19 protein-coding genes and 1 pseudogene are annotated in these 19,103 nt (G+C 41.6%); 7 read left to right on the forward strand and 13 right to left on the reverse strand.

The window, feature by feature from the left end; translation table 11 throughout:
- Both HWQ58_RS26055 and HWQ58_RS26060 read right to left on the reverse strand, forming a co-directional pair.
- On the reverse strand, positions 1-2,671 hold a 2,671-nt coding region (locus tag HWQ58_RS26055; protein WP_292869255.1), incomplete at its 3' end, for a CHAT domain-containing protein.
- A gap of 81 nt (positions 2,672-2,752) precedes the next feature.
- On the reverse strand, positions 2,753-3,079 hold the full coding sequence (locus tag HWQ58_RS26060; protein WP_292869258.1) for a hypothetical protein: 327 nt from the start codon (positions 3,077-3,079) through the stop codon (positions 2,753-2,755).
- Between the two features lie 336 nt (positions 3,080-3,415).
- On the opposite strand from HWQ58_RS26060, the gene HWQ58_RS26065 reads away from it, so the two are divergent.
- Both HWQ58_RS26065 and HWQ58_RS26070 read left to right on the forward strand, forming a co-directional pair.
- Positions 3,416-4,120 (forward strand): mobilization protein, encoded by a 705-nt coding sequence (locus HWQ58_RS26065; RefSeq protein ID WP_292869611.1) that lies wholly within the window; start codon positions 3,416-3,418, stop codon positions 4,118-4,120.
- Between the two features lie 241 nt (positions 4,121-4,361).
- Positions 4,362-5,084, forward strand: coding sequence for a class I SAM-dependent methyltransferase (locus HWQ58_RS26070; protein WP_292869260.1), 723 nt, complete (start codon positions 4,362-4,364; stop codon positions 5,082-5,084).
- Positions 5,085-5,092: 8 nt separating this feature from the next.
- Here the strand turns inward: HWQ58_RS26070 and HWQ58_RS26075 are convergent, their stop codons facing one another.
- From HWQ58_RS26075 to HWQ58_RS26085, 3 genes are all read right to left on the reverse strand, one after another.
- Positions 5,093-5,650, reverse strand: coding sequence for a DUF202 domain-containing protein (locus HWQ58_RS26075; RefSeq protein WP_366838645.1), 558 nt, complete (start codon positions 5,648-5,650; stop codon positions 5,093-5,095).
- Positions 5,651-6,066: 416 nt separating this feature from the next.
- Positions 6,067-6,771, reverse strand: a complete 705-nt coding sequence (locus HWQ58_RS26080) for a hypothetical protein (protein WP_366838647.1) — start codon at positions 6,769-6,771, stop codon at positions 6,067-6,069.
- Positions 6,772-6,784: 13 nt separating this feature from the next.
- The gene (locus HWQ58_RS26085; protein ID WP_292869263.1) at positions 6,785-7,495 is read right to left on the reverse strand and encodes a cadmium resistance transporter; all 711 of its coding nucleotides are present in this window, start codon (positions 7,493-7,495) and stop codon (positions 6,785-6,787) included.
- A gap of 321 nt (positions 7,496-7,816) precedes the next feature.
- Between HWQ58_RS26085 and HWQ58_RS26090 the strand changes: the two genes are divergently transcribed.
- On the forward strand, positions 7,817-8,779 hold the full coding sequence (locus HWQ58_RS26090; RefSeq protein ID WP_292869266.1) for a LysR substrate-binding domain-containing protein: 963 nt from the start codon (positions 7,817-7,819) through the stop codon (positions 8,777-8,779).
- A 108-nt stretch (positions 8,780-8,887) separates the two neighbouring features.
- Here HWQ58_RS26090 and HWQ58_RS26095 read toward each other — a convergent pair whose 3' ends face one another.
- From HWQ58_RS26095 to HWQ58_RS26110, 4 genes and pseudogenes are all read right to left on the reverse strand, one after another.
- Positions 8,888-9,256 carry a pentapeptide repeat-containing protein gene (locus HWQ58_RS26095; RefSeq protein ID WP_292869269.1) on the reverse strand — a complete coding sequence of 123 codons (369 nt, stop codon included), beginning with the start codon at positions 9,254-9,256 and terminating at the stop codon, positions 8,888-8,890.
- Entirely contained in the window at positions 9,246-9,560 is a 315-nt protein-coding gene (locus tag HWQ58_RS26100; protein WP_292869272.1) for a hypothetical protein, read from the reverse strand. Before HWQ58_RS26100 ends, HWQ58_RS26095 begins: the two co-directional genes overlap by 11 nt.
- 179 nt (positions 9,561-9,739) lie before the next feature.
- Positions 9,740-10,270, reverse strand: coding sequence for a hypothetical protein (locus HWQ58_RS26105; protein WP_292869275.1), 531 nt, complete (start codon positions 10,268-10,270; stop codon positions 9,740-9,742).
- 121 nt (positions 10,271-10,391) lie between these two features.
- Positions 10,392-10,481, reverse strand: a pseudogene (locus HWQ58_RS26110) (DNA-binding response regulator); the annotation flags it as partial.
- Between the two features lie 189 nt (positions 10,482-10,670).
- Here HWQ58_RS26110 and HWQ58_RS26115 point away from each other — a divergent pair.
- From HWQ58_RS26115 to HWQ58_RS26125, 3 genes are read left to right on the forward strand one after another with little or no spacing between them, the layout of a single operon-like run.
- Entirely contained in the window at positions 10,671-11,651 is a 981-nt protein-coding gene (locus HWQ58_RS26115) for an ABC transporter substrate-binding protein (protein WP_292869278.1), read from the forward strand.
- Positions 11,652-11,660: 9 nt separating this feature from the next.
- A complete protein-coding gene (locus tag HWQ58_RS26120; protein WP_292869281.1) occupies positions 11,661-14,324 on the forward strand; it encodes a hybrid sensor histidine kinase/response regulator in 2,664 nt (887 codons plus the stop codon).
- Positions 14,314-15,681: a diguanylate cyclase gene (locus tag HWQ58_RS26125; protein ID WP_292869282.1), complete on the forward strand. Its 1,368-nt coding sequence runs from the start codon at positions 14,314-14,316 to the stop codon at positions 15,679-15,681. Before HWQ58_RS26120 ends, HWQ58_RS26125 begins: the two co-directional genes overlap by 11 nt.
- A gap of 76 nt (positions 15,682-15,757) precedes the next feature.
- Here the strand turns inward: HWQ58_RS26125 and aat are convergent, their stop codons facing one another.
- Positions 15,758-16,333 carry a leucyl/phenylalanyl-tRNA--protein transferase gene (aat, locus tag HWQ58_RS26130; RefSeq protein ID WP_292869284.1) on the reverse strand — a complete coding sequence of 192 codons (576 nt, stop codon included), beginning with the start codon at positions 16,331-16,333 and terminating at the stop codon, positions 15,758-15,760.
- Between the two features lie 102 nt (positions 16,334-16,435).
- Between aat and HWQ58_RS26135 the strand changes: the two genes are divergently transcribed.
- The gene (locus HWQ58_RS26135) at positions 16,436-16,765 is read left to right on the forward strand and encodes a hypothetical protein (RefSeq protein WP_012410384.1); all 330 of its coding nucleotides are present in this window, start codon (positions 16,436-16,438) and stop codon (positions 16,763-16,765) included.
- 70 nt (positions 16,766-16,835) lie between these two features.
- Here the strand turns inward: HWQ58_RS26135 and rpsN are convergent, their stop codons facing one another.
- The 3 genes from rpsN to rseP form a co-directional block, all read right to left on the reverse strand.
- Entirely contained in the window at positions 16,836-17,138 is a 303-nt protein-coding gene (gene rpsN, locus HWQ58_RS26140) for a 30S ribosomal protein S14 (RefSeq protein WP_292869287.1), read from the reverse strand.
- Positions 17,139-17,214: 76 nt separating this feature from the next.
- Complete coding sequence (gene nth, locus HWQ58_RS26145) at positions 17,215-17,904, reverse strand: endonuclease III (RefSeq protein ID WP_292869291.1); 690 nt, start codon at positions 17,902-17,904, stop codon at positions 17,215-17,217.
- A complete protein-coding gene (gene rseP / locus HWQ58_RS26150) occupies positions 17,880-18,980 on the reverse strand; it encodes an RIP metalloprotease RseP (protein WP_292869294.1) in 1,101 nt (366 codons plus the stop codon). The genes nth and rseP overlap by 25 nt, the downstream gene beginning before the upstream one ends.
- Between the last annotated feature and the right edge of the window lie 123 nt (positions 18,981-19,103).

Consider the following 19,103-nt stretch of genomic DNA (forward strand, 5'->3'; position numbering starts at 1 on the left):
CGCCGATTTGTTCATCGATGGCAAGGGATTGTTGATAAAGGGCGATCGCTTCTTCTATTTCTCCTTTATTGGCTTTGATCTGTCCTAAGTTGATCAACGTCGCCGCTTTGCCTTGGACATCGCCGATTTGTTCATCGATGGCAAGGGATTGTTGATAAAGGGCGATCGCTTCTTCTATTTCTCCTGTATTGGCTTTTAGCAGTCCTAAGTTGTTAATAATTGCTGCTTTTTCTTGTTCGTCTTCTGCTGGACAGCTATCCAGGGCTTTTTGATAATGCTCTTGTGCTTTACTGACTTCACCCAGTTGGTGTTCAGAGTAAGCTAACTCATGTAACACGAAGTAATTTTCAGCAAGTTCTAAAGTTGATTTGCATAGTTGAACAGCTTCCCGAAATCGGCTTTGATTTCTCCAACGCCTTGCCAACTTTGTCGTTTCTAAAGCAATATCATCTACTTCTCCTCGCAACGCCAGTCGATGAATTTCTAAGCATTCTTCATCACTTGTGTTTTCTATCTCCTCATACCACAAACGATACAACACCTCAGCCGCTTGCTTATACAAAACTTCCCCATCCTCTGGTAATTGCACAGGCAAAATACGCGGCACTCGTAACGCCTCATCATAGCTCACTTCCAACAGCCCCAACGCCACCGCCTGACTAATATAATGTTCCAAATTGGGGATACTATCACAAACTGCGGCTAAAGCTTCCCTGGGTACTGGCAACTCAAACACCAATCCCCGTGACAAAATCTCTTGCATGGTTGAATCCATCTGTTGCAGCAGCGCCTCTGCCAAAACTTGCTCTCGCAACTCCACCGGATCTGCTGCTAACTGATTCAAAATTGCCGCCACATCAACTGTTGCATTTTGCAGAATCTTATCCAACCATTCCAGCAAGCGGGGATTCCCATCTGCTAATTTTTGCGCCTGTAATTTTAACGCCTCATCCACCTGAGATGTAGCATTAAAGGCTGTGAGGCGACTAAACTTTTTTTGTAAATCTGCACCTTGCAGTGCATCTAAAGGCTGCTTGTGGAAATACTGCAACTGGGTAAATTCAAAATCGTAACGGCAAGTAATAATGATACGGTGCGATGTGTAATTGTCTCTAATTGCCCAAACTAAAGCAGTCAATACCTCTGCTGCTTCCGATTGCAGCACATAACTCTCATCACGGGGTTCTAAATTCACTTCAAAGTTATCTAGCACCAATAAAAATGGCTTTGCTCCCTCATGCAACTGCTGAAAAACTCGCCGCAACCGAAACCTTAATTCTTCATCGTAATTTTGTAAGCTTTTGCGTTGTTCGTTATCATCCAACTTTTCCGCCAAGCGATTCACCAAACTCGCTTCATCAATCCTCCCCACCCAAACAACGCGCTCAAAATTCGGCAGTCTGTCACACAGCCTAGCTGCTAAACTACTTTTACCCAAACCACCCATACCATAAATCAACACCCCAATTTCATCGGTTGATTGACTCAGTACCCGCAAACAATTTTGCAATTGACGGCGACGACCAACAAAACTCTCCCGCGTCGCGACTTTCACCTTACCCGCAAGGTCTAAAAACTGGGTAGAAACAGAAGGCGGTGGTGCTGGTTTCCGTCCACGAGTATGCAAAGTTGTAACTAGAGAACTTGGTAAATTGCCCCCTGCATACAGCCGCAACAAATGCCAATCCCGCGCCTTGTTCTTGATTAATGCTTGGTATATACTAGCAACAGCCTCAGCGATCTGCTTCCCGGCTGACAATTCCTGATACAATGCGGCAGCTGCGGCTGTCGCATCCGGATCTAAAACCTTTTGACCCCAACCCAAAACCGCTTTTGCACCGGATTTGAGCAATTCTTCAGCCATTGAAGGCACAGAACCGGAATTGCCAGCTTGCCCAGTGCGACACCCAGAGACAAAGATGAGTTTCGGCAATCGAAATTGTAATTCTTGGGCGATATCCTTAGCACTGGCATAGAAAGCTTCACCTGTTGTCGTTTCTGTAATAAAGCGCGGTTGCCCATCTTGTAAAGTAGCATGACCCGTCAGGTGTAAAACATCAAAATAATCCCTGTCGTAACCATCGACTAAATAACCCAACTCCGACAAACAGCCGCTTTCTTCTACTGTCAGTGCTAAAGGTTGCCGCTTTGTCGCCTCCAAAATCCGTGCTTCCTCTCCCTCAAAATCCAGCACAGGTTCGATATCCAGAGGCGAAGTTGCCATAAACAAAACTTGTAGCGCTCGGTTTTCTGGTTCCTCTTCAATAGTCAATTTTTTTACCGTGCTATCTGACACCCACCGCACTGGGACAATAGCCGGGACTTGCTCAACCAAAAAGCTAACGCCATCGTGCAGCACTTCCCAAGGCAGATGGGCGAGTTTCTCGGCTGCGGCGATCGCCAAAACAATCCCCTCACGCCGATACTTATCTAGTAAGGGTTGCAGAGTGCGATCGCCCCCATCCAACCAGTTATACAACCGCCGTCCAGTTACTTTATAATCCTCTGGTAAATCTGCAACGTAATAATCTCGTTCCGCCAACTCAATCAAATCGGCGATTTCTGTTAGAGGAAGCGATCGCTTTTCATACTGGTTTGGATTATCAATAAAGTAACGTAGCTCTACGTAATTCTCATCAACTGTTTTGAGGTCGAGGTGGAGGGTTTGCACGTTCTCAATCTTGAGACTTCAGTATTTACCCCAAGTCTACCACCCCCAATTCCGTAACAACAGACGCGATTAATCGCGTCTCTACGATTCTAAAATTTGGCGAATCTGTTCCAGGGTTGCATCCTCTAAAAGAAGTCGCCTGCCATTGCGCCCGACAATCAACACCTTTTCAATTCTTTTACCAGATTGCTTGGCTTTATACTCTTGATACCACTTACGGATTTGTTCAGCAATGGCGATCGCACCCCCAACAATACCAACGATGGTAGCAACTGTTGCTGTTACTCCTTCTCTTTGGGGTGCATCTGAACTCACTGCATAGTTACCAGATATACCAGGAATTGCCAAAAGCGCCTCTGTTGCTGCGATCGCATCTTCTCCCGCGATCGCCAACTGAATTTCTGCCATAGTGTTGATCTGCAAGTAACTCCAGGCTTATTTTAAACAACATCCCAAGGCAATTTCTTCTAAAAATTCCTAATTCTTGTCGTAAAGAATGTCTGGAAACCTAAATTTTCGGTTTTTAGTTCTCAATCAACTTATAACAAGGGGCTTAAGCCCCTTGTTTTGTCTTAGTCCGCGCAGACTGACTTTAACTGTGTAAAATGAGACTGTTGAAAAACTATATCCAAATCACGGTTATACTTTCTCATAAAACCACCAAAATACTTGGGGGCAATGGCCAAAAAGTTCTTAGTTTAGGAAAGATATATCAGACTTTAATAACTATTAGAGGTGGCTGTAATGCCGACGATTCATTTTGTGGATGGTGAAAAAGGCGGGGTAGGAAAGTCTCTCTTTGCCAGGACAATGATTCAGTATTGTTTGGATAAGAGAATCCCATTTGTACCAGTGGAGACAGATAGATCGAATCCAGATGTTGCAGGGGTATATAAGGAGATATGTAAGTATGCTGTGTTTAGTGAGAATGAACGACAGGCAAATAAGGCAGATAGAATATTTGAGTGGGCGATAGAGAAGCCAGTAATTGTGAATTTAGCCGCACAATCGCATAGAGCAGTACAAGGGTGGATTGAATCTAATCAATTACTTGAACTAGGAAGTTCGCAGGGAGTGATGTTTTGCAAATGGTTTGTATCGACAGGAGGATACGACAGCATCAACCTGTTTACTCAGTCAGTGAATACTTACGGTGATAAAATTCCTCATATTCTGGTGAGGAATTTAGGGCTGTGTGATGATTGGGAGCATCTAGAGTTAGACTCTAACTATCAGAACATAGTAAATAAATATCAGATAAAAGTTATAGATTTTCCGAAGTTAGCATACAGAGAAAGAAACATAATTGACCAAAATCGCCTGACTTTTGCAGAGGCTAGAGAGTATAAAGAATTTGGGATAATTGGGAAACAGAGAATAGTGAATTTTTTGAAGCTTGCTTATGGTGCTTTTGAGAAAGTAGGTATCTGGTATGAAAAAGTTGAATAGTAGTCATTAGTCATTGGTCACGCCCCTTTGGGGAAGTCAAAAATCAAAAGTCAAAAGTCAAAAACTAAGAACTAATCACCATGTACAAAGGAAAAGTGACAAATGACAAATGACGAAGGACAAATGACAAAGGACAAACCTTAGCAGGAGATTGGATGGGGGTGCGATGGCGTACCCGCCCGCCGTAGCGATCGCTTTGCGAATTTGACTACAATCCTTAGAAAGAGTAGCTAAAACCTAAATGTCTAAAAAGCCCGATTCGCAGTTTCAAAATCTCTTTAGTTCACCCAAATCAACTAACTGGGACGAAAGATTAGCCCAAATAGCCTATCGCTTTAACCGAGAATATCAACGCGAAACCTTTGAACTGCCAGCAGAAGTACAGGCAATGCCGATATTCCACGAGTGGATTGCTGGGAGTTTCTCAGGGAGAATTGCTTCCCCTTTTTGGGAAATTGCTAAACCTCAAAAAAACCAACACTGTATAGATATTGGCTGTGGGATCAGCTTTTTAATCTATCCTTGGCGGGATTGGCAAGCATTTTTTCATGGGCAAGAAATCAGTAATGTGGCGCGCGATACCTTGAATTCTCGTGGCCCACAGTTGAATTCTAAGCTGTTCAAAGGTGTTGAGTTGGGAGCAGCCCATCAGTTAAACTACCCATCAGAGCAGTTTGATCTAGCGATCGCCACCGGATTTAGCTGCTATTTTCCCCTCGAATATTGGGATGCTGTACTAGCACAAGTCAAGCGGGTGTTAAAACCAGGTGGACATTTTGTGTTTGACGTTCTCAATCCAGAACAGCCTTTAGCGGAAGATTGGGCAGTTCTGGAAACCTATTTGGGTGCTGAGGTGTTTTTAGAGCCTTTGGCTAAGTGGGAAAAAACGATTAAGGCCGCTGGTGCTAAAATAGTGACGCATAAATCGGGGGAATTATTCGAGTTGTATAAGGTGCGATTTTAAAAATCTTATTACTCAGGGATAAGTGGACTCATTGGATCTAAGGAAGTTGTAAAAACAAAATAGATTACCCCAGTGCCGAGAATCATCACAGCGAGACTGAACAGCAACACCCACCGATCTGTTGGTTCGTAAGTATCTTCTTCAATATCACGACGGACAGCAAAATAGTGTACTGTTGAGAGCCACACCGTCATTAAACCCACCAGTGAGAAGACTAAACCTAACTTCCAGCCGTTACCAGGACGGGGTATCAAAGGTACTTGGAAGGCACGCAAACGCACGATGACGACACCAAAACCTAAAAGAGCGATCCCTGTCCGCATCCAAGCGAGGTAGGTACGCTCATTTGCCAAGTGATCTCGAATTCTGGAAGGATTCAGTCGTCCTGGCTTTTTTTTATTTTTATCTTCTTCTGTGGGTTTCAATTTTAACTGCATCAATAACACCCTTATCCCTAAAGCAGCTTCTGTCAAAAAAATGCGCAGGTAGTAAGAAATCTCTTTCCAGATAACTTGCACCCAGTGCAATAGTTGCGCTACTGAAATATGCTTATTGTGATTGTACATTTTTCCAAAATTTATTTTAATGCAGATATCGAAATAAAACAACCCTGACCGAATAATTCGGAACTGATAATTGATGTTATGGAGCAACTGTAAGTAATAAGATTCATAAAAAAACAGCCAAGATCAGAGAAATTTTTCACCAGTTTTTGTCCTGTTTTTCTCTGAAATTGGCTGTTACCCTGTTGAAATTGAGAACAATTTATAAACAGTTATAAGTCTAAATTCTTACCATACACCTAGTACCGCAAGGCGGAAGTCAAAAGTCAAAAGTCACGCATAATTGTATTCCAAGCTCTTGCGCCATTTGAAATGGTGAGGCAGTCCGGTCTTGGGGGTTCCCCCCATGAGGAACTGCCTCACCCAAAGGGGTATGTTTATTTACGCCATGTACTAGTAACTGTTTAACGTTCAATGATTTAAGACTTCATGGTAGGCGCATTGGGAACCCGTGTATATATTATAGCTTGTGATACATTCGGGATAAACCAGTTAACTTCGTTAGCTTTGACAATTTGAGCATTAGGAATGTTGATTTCAATTGCAGCAGTATCTGGATTAGTTTTAATTGTTAACTTACTGCCATCAGGTATCTTAATAGCGACTGCCTCTGTAAATTCTTGAGCTTGTCCGTCTGCGGTTAAGCCTGTAATTGTGGCATCATTTGGCAGATAGAAGCCATCACAATCCCAGTTATTTTTAGTGGACTGACCATCAGCTAGAAAATATAGAGCGTTCTCGTACATGGCATCGTCATCCTCTTCCTCATTTGGTCTTTTGCCATATACTGCTATGGTGTTACCTGTTTTGTTTTCGCATTGACCCCAATTGATTCCTGTCTCTAAAGCATATTTTTGGAATGTTAACTCATCGATTTTCTGCTGAATTTGCTCTGGTGTGACACCTTCTACTTGAGTTTGGGCTTCTTTTGCTTGAGTCAGTTTATCAAGCGTTTTCGTGACTTCGATATAATCAGGGTTTTTGCTAAATTTTGGTTTATCAGCAAAAGAAGGTTGAGCAAAGGCGAAATTAGCGACAATCATTAAGATAATTAGCAGAGATTTCCAGATTTTCATGTTTTGATTCCTGTTGATAGGTAAGATATTTTGCTGTTGGGAATTCATAATGCACTTCTTTTTAGACAATTAGTTTTTCTTGTTCTTCACTCAACGGTTGAGTATTGAAACCTAAAATTAATGAGAATGTATAACTAGAAATTACAGATAGAAGAGTCCAAGTAACATTTTCTGTGACAATAAACACGCCCAAACCAATCAAGATACAAGGTACAAAAGTCTTGCCATTTTCAGTTAAAAAGTTTGCGATCGCAGGCAAAGAGGTTAATTTACAAGCGGTATAACACCATACACCGACTAGGGTAAAAAATACACTTAGTATTACCAGCAGACTATCTAATTCTGAGTTGGCAAACAGAGGTACATAGACACTGATATTATCACTACCATTGGCAAAGGCGATCGCAGCGACATTGCAAGTTTGGGGAGAGAGAAAACTGCTAACTATAGAGGGACAAGACGGCTCAGTTTCTTCTTCGGCTTCCTCAGATGAATCCTCTTCGCGTTTTAGTAAACTGCTCATACCAATGATTATTGGCATAAAACCAAGTAGTCTAATCCAGTCCTGCGGTATGATTAGTCCACCTAAGAAACCAGGAAGGCTAGCAACGATCAATGCTGCAAAACCGAGATACTGACCAGCAAAGATGTGACGACTGCGAAACGTTGCACTTATTTGTGAAAAAAACAACGTCAGAATGACAATATCATCAATGTTGGTAGCAGTGAATGCGGTAATCCCTGTGGTAATTGCAGTTACTAAATCGTTCATTTGTGAATGTCCTTATTTTTATGCTTGGGCATTGGGCATGGGGCATGAAGAAGAGACAAGGTAGACAAGGAAGAGGGGGGAGATAAGGGAGAGACTTGTTCAATAATTCCCCCTTGTCCCCCTCATCTCCCCCTGCTCCTCATGCTCCTCCTGCTCCCTGCTCTCCTGCCTTCCCTGCTCTCGACTTGGCCGTTTGATTCCGTGCCGAAGCTTTGATTTATACTTTAGTCAAACTAACCGATAGAATCAAATGCTTTTATTTGTCAAAATGATAAATGAAAGTGATTAAAATTTTGACACTAAGTCTTAGGGATACGATAAATGGCAGGAATGACGCTTGAGCAGCTAAAAATCTTTCTAGCTGTGGCGCAGAACTTACACTTTACTCGCGCAGCAGAGGAGCTTTATATTACACAACCTGCTGTCAGTGCAGCAATCCACAACCTAGAGCAAGAATACGGAGTGAAACTATTCCATCGGATTGGTCGCCATATCGAGATTGCTGAAGCCGGTAAATTACTGCAAGTGGAAGCGCAAAAAATTCTCGATCAAGTTTCCTTGACAGAAAGGGGATTGCGAGAATTGAACAATCTGCAACGGGGTGAATTGAAATTAGGGTCGAGTCTGACAATTGGTAACTACTGGCTACCAAGTAAGATTAGTGAGTTTAAGAGCCAATATCCTGGTATCCAGATTGACTGTACCCTTGCCAATGCAGAAACGATTTGTGTCGGTACAGCGATGGGACAGTTTGATTTAGGTTTGGTGGAAGGAGATGTAAAGCCAGCGCTTCAGAATACTCTGGAGTACGAAATAGTGGCGAGCGATCGCTTACAAATTGTGGTTGGTCAAAAACACCCTTGGTTTGAGTGGGGAGAAATTGATTTAAGCCAACTAACTCAAACTCCTTGGGTGATGCGGGTGCGAGAATCTGGTACACAGCAAAGGTTTGAGGAAGCGTTGCAAAATTGGGGGATTAATCTCAGCGAACTGAATGTAATTTTAGTGTTCGCCAGTGGTGAGATGGCAAAAGCCGCGATTGAAAATGGCGTAGGCGCAACTGGAATTTCTGAGTTGATGGTAAAAAAAGAAATCCAGTTGGGGACTTTGCGGGCAATTCGAGTTATTGATAATAGAGAAGGTAACGGTGCAATCGCAGAAATAGTTCGGCCTTTTTTCAAAATCAAGCATCGTCAGCGTTTTCAAACTGCTCTTTCCAAAGTCTTTGAACAAATGTTGATATCGTCTATGTTGGATGGTTCACATCATTTATCAGTTATTTAAAGGAGACTGGGCATTGGGAAAGAGGAGGCAGGAGTTCTTTAATTTTGAATTTTGAATGCGTGAATTTTGAATTGATTTCTCCCTCATCTCCCCCTGCTCCCCTGCTCCCTACACCTTCCGCATATTTCTACTGATAGGGTCAAAACCTCTAGAAAACCGCGTACTTTCATCGTAGTAAGCGCCAGTCAGATTCGCTCCATACAACTTGGCATAATTAAGTTTTGCTCCCCGGAGATTTGCTTCATTCAGATTGGCACCGCTCAAATTAGCTCTAGTCAAATTCGCTTTAGCTAAATTAGTTCTACTTAAATCTGCTCCCCAGAGTTTAGCTTTAGCTAAGTTAGCTCCACTCAAGTCAGATCCCCATAAATTAATTCCAGGCAAATCGGCTCCAATCAGCTTGTCCTTACTCAAGTTGACGGCTGGAAAATATCTTTCTCCTGCGGCAAAACGCCTTTTTAATTCTTCAGCATTCATGCGTCACGTTGACCTTGTTTAGCAATACAGAAGTTATTTGTTCCCATTCCTGGCTTAGTTCTCCTGAAAATTCTGGCTGACCACTGCGTTGATACCAGAAATGGGCATTTTTCAAATCGCCTTCTTTACGGTGCAGATAAGCATGAACCCAAGCACTGTCAGCATCACTGGCATTTGCAACTATTTCATGAGCTTTGCTCCAATCACCTTTGTTGTCATACCACATTGCTTGCAGCCCTTTTGGTAGTGTTTGAGGACATGGGGGCTGCTTTTCGATCAATCGCAGGAATTCCTCTGTATTCACGATCGCCACCTAACAAGTATCAAACTTCTATCTCTAAGATACTCCTCAGTTTCAGGGGAAGATGGGATTGGGGACTGGGGGAGATGAGCAGGGAGCAGTTGCAGTAAGTTTTCCCCTCTGCCTCTGTGCCTTTTTTCAATGCCCAATGCCCAATGCCCAATGTCCAATCCCTTTCACATCTACTTAACTGGAATAACTTCAAACTGGAAAGTACCAATCAAACGGTCATTAATATAGACTTCTATTCTATGCTTACCAACTGGATCGCCAGGGGCGATTGTCCAAAAATTCTCAATTACACCTTCTGGAGCCGACTGTGTGCGCCGTGTTACAGATGTCTTGCCGTCTACTGATATTGAGAAATCTTCACCATTATCTGTACCCCAAGTTTCTGGAGGTTTTGGTAAATGCAAGACTTCACGCCATTTCACTTCACCTTGGTAGTTTTTGAGTTTAATCCGCCATCCGTAGGTGTTTCCTTCCTGAAGTGGCACTCTTGTTGTCTGGAAAATGGTAACGTTTCCTTTGGAGTCAACTCTCTTTAGACCAAACTCGGTGTTACTGACAGTAATCTGTTTTGCATTCGTTGGCGCCGGAGATGATATGGCATTTTCTACCAAAACAGAAGTAGCGTTGATTGGCTCAGAACTGATGATCCCAGATATTAGCCAAAAAGCAGCTAGCACAGCAGTAGTAGTCCAAATTCTCATTAGTATGGTTTTCCTGTCAGACTTTTAGTACTTATTCAAGTAATCTGCCATGTTTTCCGGGTCAAGGTTAGCGATGGTTAGACAAAGACGAAATTGCTTTCAGAAATTTGGCGGATTTAATCAACCCACTGACTTTGGTCAATATCCAATCTAAAATCAGTAAATCATAGTCTTTGCGAAAAGCAAACCATTGCGCCGTCCTTTCTCCATCTGCGTAGGCGTAGCCCGCCGTAGGCATCGCATTCTTGCGGTCAGAATTTCTAAATATTGAAGCAATTCCAACAACCAAAACTCCTTTAATACAATCACCGACGAAAATTACACGGCAATTTAAATTTGAACTATTAGTTTATTTACCTGAATCTTTGATTAGCAATAATTAAAAAACATCAAATATTCTATGCTTAAACTACTCAGATACATTAGTATTTTCATCATTACTGCCTGTTTACTACTTGCTTGTAATACTTCAGCACCAACTGAAGTAAAACGCCCTGCATTGAAAGTTATATTTGCATCTTTTGTTGGAGAGCTTCCAGGCATCATTGCTCAAGAAAAAGGATTTTTCAAAGCCCAAGGGGTAGATGTGGAACTAATTCATAAACAATACGCCCAATTGGAACAAGCAAACTTCAATGCGGGTAAGTATGATGGTATTACGTCGTCCTTGGGAAAGTTTATAATCTTGAGTGCCACAAATCCAGATATACAAGGTGTGATCGTTATAGATGAATCAATAGGAGCAGATGTGGTAATCGCCCAATCAAAAATTAAAACTGTCGCTGATTTGAAAGGGAAAAAGTTGGGTGCAAATCTAGGCAGTTTTAGCGAAGTTTTCGTGACTGAAATGTTGAAAACTGCCAATTTAACTAGTGATGATGTGAACTTGGTTCAATTAGAGGCTTCAGAAATTCCTCAACGCCTGAAAAATAATACGATTCAAGCCGGACACACTTGGCAACCCTATCTCTCTGAAGCGATGAAATTAGGGGGAAATATCCTATTTACTAGCAAACAAACCCCTAGCTTGATTTCAGATTTGATTATCTTTCGTGGTGAGACAATCCGCGATCGCCCCGAAGACATTCGTGCTTTTGTGCGAGGATGGCTGCAAGCCTCGACCTATTGGAAAGCAAATGTTGAGGAAGGAAAAGCTATTATCAGCAAAGCGTTAAAAATTCCGCTTGATACTCTCTCTCTAGAGGGAATAAACCTAACTGATTTAGGTGAAAATAAAAAATATTTTCAATCTAGCAACCCTAACTCCATTTATAAAACTGCCAAGATATATGCAGACTTTTTTGTTCGCTCTGGAAATATGAATCGCATTCCTGAGTTAAAAAGTTTGTTTAATTCTTCCTTTATAAACTCTCTCCCCTAGTTTGAAGCTATGCAGCACTCTTTTTTGGGCGGCATTCGTACAAAGTTAATCGCTTCGTTTCTCGTTGTTGCTTTGATTCCATTGCTGTTATTGGCATTTGTCAACAAACAGACAACCGAAAAAGCACTAACTGACAACGCCCGACAAGCCCTATCTGCGGCGGCAAACGAAACTGCTAACAGAATAGATGCCTTTATTGATGGAAATCTCAATGCCGTGCGCGTAGAGGCAATTTTACCAGGTTTGGCAAGCTATCTCAGCTTAAATCCAAAACAGCGAGATGACAGCCCCGAAATGCAATTGGCGACAGAAACATTAATCCGTCTCAGTCGCAAAGATATGCTCAATATTCTCTCTTATGCTTTGCTCGACTCAAACGGTAAAAATGTATTGGATACACGTACACTGAACATTGGCAAAGATGAATCAGTTCAAGATTATTTTAAAAAACCGCTACAAACTGGTTTCTCTTTTGTTTCTAGTATGAAGCAGTCGCCGACAATTCCTGACCTTATTACCCTCTTTTTTAGCAGTCCGGTTCGCAATGCCAAGGGAGATATATTGGGTGTATTGCGTGTTTCATACAATGCTACTGTTGTTCAGCAGTTAGTAACTCGACAAACTGAACGAGCTGGGGCAAAATCTTTTGCTATTCTTTTAGATGAAAATAATATTTATCTGGCACATAGCATTGCACCAGAACTGCTTTTTAAATCAATTGTACCTCTGCCTGACCATATTGCAAATCAACTGCAACGGCAACGCGGTTTGCCTAATTCTTCTGTCAAAGAATTGGCAACTAATGAGTTAAAACTTAAACAAGTATTAGAGAATAAACAGTCGTATTTAATTTCTCCTTTAGAAGCAACAGGTAATCAGGTTAACCTAATTGCGATCGCTCGTTTGCAATATAAACCTTGGTCTGTGTTGTTTGCACGACCCCTTGTGGTTGCCCTAGCGCCTGTAGAAAAGCAAATTCGTGACGCAATTTTTCTATTTGCATTTATCGCTGGAGTAGTGACAATCATCGCTTTTGTCATTGGGCAACTGCTAACAAAGCCAATAATTCACCTTACCAATATAGTTTTCCAGTTTACCGCAGGTAACTTAGATATCCGCGCCAAAAATAACTCAAAGGACGAAATAGGTCAACTGGCAAAATCGTTTAACAACATGGCACTTCAGTTACAAACATCTTTTGAAACTTTGGAACAACGGGTACAGGAGAGAACATCAGAGTTAGCCATTGCTAAAGAAAAAGCCGAAGTAGCAAATCAAGCTAAAAGTTTATTTATTGCTAATATGAGTCACGAATTGCGATCGCCCCTCAATGCTGTTCTAGGTTTTTCTCAATTAATGTTACGCGCTAAAAACTTGCCTGCCGAGCATTATGAAAATGCCGGGATCATTTATCACAGTGGCGATTATTTACTAACACTCATTAATAATATTCTCGATTTATCAAAAATAGAAGCGGGTAAAACTACTCTTAATCCCAGAGACTTTGACCTGTATCGCTTGCTAGATGACTTAGAAGATATGCTGTATTTACAAGCAAGCAATCAAGGCTTAAATTTAATATTTCAACGTAGTGAAAATCTCCCATGTTATATTTGTACAGATGAGTTAAAACTCCGGCAAGTATTAATTAATTTGATTAGTAATGCCATTAAGTTTACTCACAAAGGAACAATTAGTTTAACAGTAAATAATAGTAGTGAAGAAATCATAGATATTTTAACTCTTAATTTTAAAGTCTGTGATACAGGAGTAGGGATTGCAGCCGCAGAATTACCCAAACTATTTAATACTTTTTCCCAAGCCCAAGCTGGAAAAGAATCACAAGAAGGAACAGGTTTAGGTTTAGCAATTAGTCGCAAGTTTATTCAGTTAATGGGAGGAGATATTTCTGTTGAAAGTAAATTAGGAGTAGGGACAACCTTTAAATTTTATATTCAAGCAAAATTAGGTCAAGAAACAAATAGCAATACTTTAGAAGGACATCCAAAAGTATTAGAACTTGCACCAGGACAACCTATATATAAACTATTAATAGTAGATGATAAAGCTATTAATCGCCAATTATTAATTAAACTTTTACAACCATTAGGGTTTGAGATGAAAGAAGCTAGTAATGGCAAAGAAGCGATCGCTATTTGGAATGAATGGGAACCCCACCTGATTTGGATGGATATGCGAATGCCTGTCATGGACGGTTACGAAGCTACAAAATATATCAAGTTCACTACCAAGGGGAATGCTACAGCTATAATTGCTCTGACAGCAAGTGTTTTAGAAGAAGAAAAAGCGATCGTCCTTTCAGCCGGATGTGATGACTTTCTCCGCAAACCTTTTGCAGAACATACAATTTTTGACACACTAGCCAAACATCTTGGTGTCAAATATATATTTGCTGAAAATAATTATTCAAACTTGGAATATACAGAAAAAAATCCTTTAACATCTAACAATCTCATTTGTATGTCTCAAGAATGGATTAATCAATTCTATGAAGCTGCTTTAGAAGCAAATACTAATCGTGTTAGAGAATTAATTAGAGATATTCCTAAAACAGAAACTTTTTTAATTCAATCTTTAACAAAACTTGCCCGTCAATTTGAATTTGAGGAATTGGTTGATTTAGCCGAACCCCTGAGAAGCAATGAATCTTGATTCTGATAAAGAAAATAAAGGTAATATTCTCCTTGTAGACGATAGTCCCAAAAATTTACATTTATTAAGTGATTCTCTGGTCAAACTCGGCTACACTGTTCGCAGCGTCACAAGTGGGCGGATGGCACTAAAAACAGTAAAGGCGAAGCGACCAGATATCATTCTTTTAGATATCAAGATGCCAGAGATGGATGGCTATCAAGTTTGTAGAATTCTGAAAGCAGATGAAGTTCTACGCACCATTCCCGTTATTTTTATTAGTGCTTTAGATGATGTTTTCGATAAAGTGATAGCCTTTGAGTCAGGGGGCATAGACTACATCACCAAACCCTTTCAGATGGAAGAAGTTGTAGCGCGTCTAGAAAATCAGTTAACCATTCAACGTCAGCAACGGCTTCTAGAACAAGAAAATATTAAGCGTAAGGAAACAGAAGAGATACTGTATCAGTCCAGGGCAATGCTAGCCAGCATTTTGAATAGTTCGCTAGATGGTATTGCCGCGATGCAAGCTGTCCGCAACCCTGCAACTGGGGACATTGAGGATTTCCGTTGCTTAGTTATCAATCCTGTGATTGCTAGAGCCTTCGGAAGCAAATGTGAAGAGGTGATTGGCAAATTAGTACTCAAAAAATTCTTAGCCCGTCTAGAACCAGAACTTTTTAATCACTTTGTTAATCTTGTCGAAACAGGGGAAGCTTTAAAACGGGATTTTTACCATCCATTAGGTAATTCTTGCTGGTATCACTTTGTCGCAGTCAAACTCAATGATGGTTTTGCTATTACCATACGCGACATCACTGGACGTAAACAAATTGAATTGGCTCTCCAAGATGCAAATCAGAAACTAGAACAACTGGCAAATTTAGATAGCTTAACTCAGGTGGCTAACCGTCGTTGCTTTGATGCACGACTGCAAGCAGAATGGAGACGCCTTGCACGAGAACAACAACCCTTGTCACTAATTATGTTTGACGTTGATAAATTCAAACTTTACAACGATTACTATGGTCATCTTGCAGGCGATGATTGTCTAATGAGGATAGCGCAAATAGTGCAACAGACAATTCATCGTCCTGCCGATTTAGTGGCGCGTTATGGTGGAGAAGAATTTTTGGTACTCTTGCCCAATACTGACTTAGCAGGAGCGATTAAAGTAGCGCAAAGTATTCAGCAAGCAATTCATGCTCTAGCTATTCCCCATGTACAGTCTGATATCAGGAATATCATCACCGTTAGTTTGGGAATTACCTCTCGCATACCCATTTGGAACATCAGGCCAGATATACTCATTGCCTCAGCAGATAAAGCACTCTACTGTGCCAAACAAAATGGGCGCGATCGCTATTATAATGATTAAAACATTTTTTATAGCAATACCTTTATTCCCGGCACTACTACATCAGTAACAATCACATCCGGCTTTTCTGGCAAAATTACACTAAGTTATAAGTACGTTGCAACGCTTGCTGAAATAAAGATTGATATTCTTCATGCCCAACCCGATAAGCACCAAATCTTTCCAAATGGGGATTCATCATTTGGGCATCAAAAAACACAAATTTTCTCTGACGCAATCTTTCTACCAACTTTACCATCGCCACCTTTGAACCTTCGGGAATGCGGTAAAACATCGACTCGCCAATAAAAGCCCCACCAATTACAATCCCTAAAATTCCCCCAGCGAGTTCCTCACCTTGCCAAGTTTCAAAACTATAAGCATAACCACTCTGGTAAAGCAGCCAGTAAATCTTTTTTAATTCCGGTGAAATCCAGGTTGTCTCTCTGTCAGCACAGCCAGCCACCACAGCCTGAAAGTCTCGATTAATCGCCACAGTAAACCGCTCTTGATTCAGAACGCGCTGCAAAGACTTAGGATAGCGAAACCTCTCATCCAAAGGAATCAAAGTCCGCTCGCGACTTCCGTACCAACTCAGGCGATCGCGCTCATCAGCCATGAGAAAATAGCCTTGTGCATAGCCCTCAACAATAGCGGCGATATCATATTGCATAAATAAATATAAAAAAACACTCTTAGAAACGCAATTTGATCCTAAAAAATCAACCTCAGCGTTCCTTAGCGTTTCCCTCCGCGTCCCTCTGCGTTAAAAAAAATGACTCAACCAATTCCACCCATCACCCTACCACCCCCTGAAAACCCCCTGCTCGAAGGTGAATGGTTAAGAGAACGCTTACAACGGTGGCTAGATACAGAATTTATCCCCGAAGCAGTAAACCAAAACATAGCCCAACGAGCAGCACAGATTTTTGTGCGTCAACGGATGGAAGGAGAAAATGACCTTGGTTCTCTGGTAATTGCCATTGTCACAGAGATGCAGTCCTATGATTTTTCCAATAGCTTCTACGGAGAGTTTGCGATCGCCAACGCCGTCAGCGATCTACTCTTAGAAAGTCTGGGAATTGATAAGTGTTGTGGTCAATAATATTTTGTCATTTGTCCTTTGTCCTTTGTCATTTGCTAATGACTAATGACTAATGACTAATGACTCTTGACTACCAACTAGCCTTAACAACTCCAGGCAAAAGACCTTCATGCGCCCATTCTCGCAGCACGTTCCGAGACAACCCAAAATCGCGGTAAACACCTCTAGAACGACCAGTCAACCAGCAACGGTTGCGGTGGCGGGTGGGCGCACTATTCCGGGGTAGCTGTTGAATCTTCCGGTGGATTTCCAGTTTATCCAAAGGAGATGCTGCACTTCTGAACTCTTCTAAGAGAGCTTCTCGCTTGTCAGCATACTTTTCGATCAACTTGGTGCGCTTTTTCTCGCGCTCAATCAAGCTCTTTTTTGCCATAAATTCTCTAACTTATTTAAAGACACCGTTTTCCATTCTACAGTCTCTCCATCAATTCTGGGGTTACTTGTGTCGCTTATCCTACAACCACTGGCTTATTTGCAGCAGGACATAAATCGGCAAGCTCACAAGCAACGCAGACGGGAGAGCGGGCTTTACAAATAGCACGACCGTGATAAATCAGCCGAATTGACCAATTTTCCCAATCAGGCTGAGGCAATAAACCCATTAAATCTTGCTCAATCCGAACCGGGTCTTTTGCTTGAGTTAAACCCAAACGTTCGCACAGGCGCTTAACGTGAGTATCTACTGTCACCCCAACATTAATGCCATAACCATGACCCAAGACTACATTTGCTGTCTTTCGCGCCACACCTGGAAGCTTTAATAATTGCTCCATTTTGTTGGGGACAACAGAGTTAAACTCAGTGACAATCATCCGACATGCGGCTTGAATGTTCTTGGCTTTATTGCGATAAAATCCGGTTGAACGCACCAAGTTTTCTAATTCTACTAAGTCAGCGATCGCTAAACTCTCAGCATCAGGAAACCGAGCAAATAAAGCTGGTGTCACCTTATTCACTCGCTCATCAGTACACTGAGCAGAGAGAATCGTTGCCACCAACAATTGTACTGGCGTTGAGTAATTCAAAGAGCAGGTAGCATCTGGATAAAGACGCTTCAGCCGAGCTAAAATTTCTAGCGCCCGTTGCTTTTTAGATAACGATTTGCGGGTAATGCTCACTGGAACAATTTTTGTACCCATTCCAATTGGCTAGTTAATTGGGTAGTTTCTTTGACGATCAGAAAAATTCCTAAGCCTAAGAGTAACACCAAACCGGTTTGCATTACACCTTCTTGAATCCGGGCGGGTACAGGCTTACCGCGTAAACCTTCAATCAGCAGAAAAGCGAGTTGTCCGCCATCCAAAGCTGGTAAAGGCAAAATATTGATAATAGCCAAGTTAATGCTGATAATTGCCGCAAAAGACAACAAGTTTACAGTATTGTCCTCAGCTAATTTTGCACCGATTTTGACAATATTAACTGGCCCAGAAACTTGTCCAGCAGTTTGTTGAAAGTTGGTAATTAACTGCCCAAAACCACTGAGTGTCCCCACAAATAATTGTTGAAACCTGTTAGCAGCAATGCCGAAAATTTCAAAAGGACTATTAGGACGGCGATAAACTGCTGTACCATTGGGGCCAAGTTCAATGCCAATTACACCTTGGCCTTTATCTCCCAGCTTTGGGGTTAATTTTAGAGACTTTGGTTGGTTTTCATGTTTTATTTTTAGTTCGATTTGCTGATTGGCATGAGTTTTAATTTCTTTTGTGAGAAAAACTGTCGCTTTTTCAGAAGCGGGGAGTTCCTGACCATTAACAGCCAGAATAATGTCTCCTTCCCTAATACCTGCTTGGTAGGAAATAGATTGTTCATCAACCGGCTTGACGATGACACCAGGTTGAAAGTTAATCTTCTCTGGAATGCCGACAATACCCAATTGCAGAGCCAACACCAAGTAGGCAAATATTAAATTGGCGATTACTCCGGCACTGATAACTATCGCCCGGTCTAAAACTGGACGGTTACGCAGCAGATTTGGGTCATTGGGTGGAACATCGCTATCGGGGTCATCATCGGGAAAACCCACAAAGCCGCCCAAGGGAAAGGCGCGGACAGCATATTCGGTTTGTGAACCTTGGTACTTCAAAAGAACTGGGCCAAAACCCAAAGAAAAACGGTTAACGAGAATGCCTTGAGAACGTGCTGCAACAAAATGTCCCAACTCGTGTACCAAGATCAAAACAGCCAAGACTGCGATCGCTGCTAAAACTGACATAGAGTAAATTAGTGAAGATATTAAGCTATAGTTATCTCCATTCTAATTGGGCATTGGGCATGGGGCATTGGGCATTGGTCATTGGTAAATAACAAATGACAAAGGACTAATGACAAATGACAA

Origin of the sequence: Nostoc sp. LPT (assembly GCF_017115165.1) — a bacterium.
In the GTDB taxonomy this organism is placed as follows: domain Bacteria; phylum Cyanobacteriota; class Cyanobacteriia; order Cyanobacteriales; family Nostocaceae; genus Nostoc.

Bases quoted from the DNA above. Each gene is read 5' to 3' on its own strand.
- HWQ58_RS26060 (WP_292869258.1), bottom strand. From the start codon at position 3,079: ATGGCAGAAATTCAGTTGGCGATCGCGGGAGAAGATGCGATCGCAGCA.
- HWQ58_RS26065 (WP_292869611.1), top strand. From the start codon at position 3,416: ATGCCGACGATTCATTTTGTGGATGGTGAAAAAGGCGGGGTAGGAAAG.
- HWQ58_RS26070 (WP_292869260.1), top strand. From the start codon at position 4,362: ATGTCTAAAAAGCCCGATTCGCAGTTTCAAAATCTCTTTAGTTCACCC.
- HWQ58_RS26075 (WP_366838645.1), bottom strand. From the start codon at position 5,650: ATGTACAATCACAATAAGCATATTTCAGTAGCGCAACTATTGCACTGG.
- HWQ58_RS26080 (WP_366838647.1), bottom strand. From the start codon at position 6,771: ATGAATTCCCAACAGCAAAATATCTTACCTATCAACAGGAATCAAAAC.
- HWQ58_RS26085 (WP_292869263.1), bottom strand. From the start codon at position 7,495: ATGAACGATTTAGTAACTGCAATTACCACAGGGATTACCGCATTCACT.
- HWQ58_RS26090 (WP_292869266.1), top strand. From the start codon at position 7,817: ATGGCAGGAATGACGCTTGAGCAGCTAAAAATCTTTCTAGCTGTGGCG.
- HWQ58_RS26095 (WP_292869269.1), bottom strand. From the start codon at position 9,256: ATGAATGCTGAAGAATTAAAAAGGCGTTTTGCCGCAGGAGAAAGATAT.
- HWQ58_RS26105 (WP_292869275.1), bottom strand. From the start codon at position 10,270: ATGAGAATTTGGACTACTACTGCTGTGCTAGCTGCTTTTTGGCTAATA.
- HWQ58_RS26115 (WP_292869278.1), top strand. From the start codon at position 10,671: ATGCTTAAACTACTCAGATACATTAGTATTTTCATCATTACTGCCTGT.
- HWQ58_RS26120 (WP_292869281.1), top strand. From the start codon at position 11,661: ATGCAGCACTCTTTTTTGGGCGGCATTCGTACAAAGTTAATCGCTTCG.
- HWQ58_RS26125 (WP_292869282.1), top strand. From the start codon at position 14,314: ATGAATCTTGATTCTGATAAAGAAAATAAAGGTAATATTCTCCTTGTA.
- aat (WP_292869284.1), bottom strand. From the start codon at position 16,333: ATGCAATATGATATCGCCGCTATTGTTGAGGGCTATGCACAAGGCTAT.
- HWQ58_RS26135 (WP_012410384.1), top strand. From the start codon at position 16,436: ATGACTCAACCAATTCCACCCATCACCCTACCACCCCCTGAAAACCCC.
- rpsN (WP_292869287.1), bottom strand. From the start codon at position 17,138: ATGGCAAAAAAGAGCTTGATTGAGCGCGAGAAAAAGCGCACCAAGTTG.
- nth (WP_292869291.1), bottom strand. From the start codon at position 17,904: ATGGGTACAAAAATTGTTCCAGTGAGCATTACCCGCAAATCGTTATCT.
- rseP (WP_292869294.1), bottom strand. From the start codon at position 18,980: ATGTCAGTTTTAGCAGCGATCGCAGTCTTGGCTGTTTTGATCTTGGTA.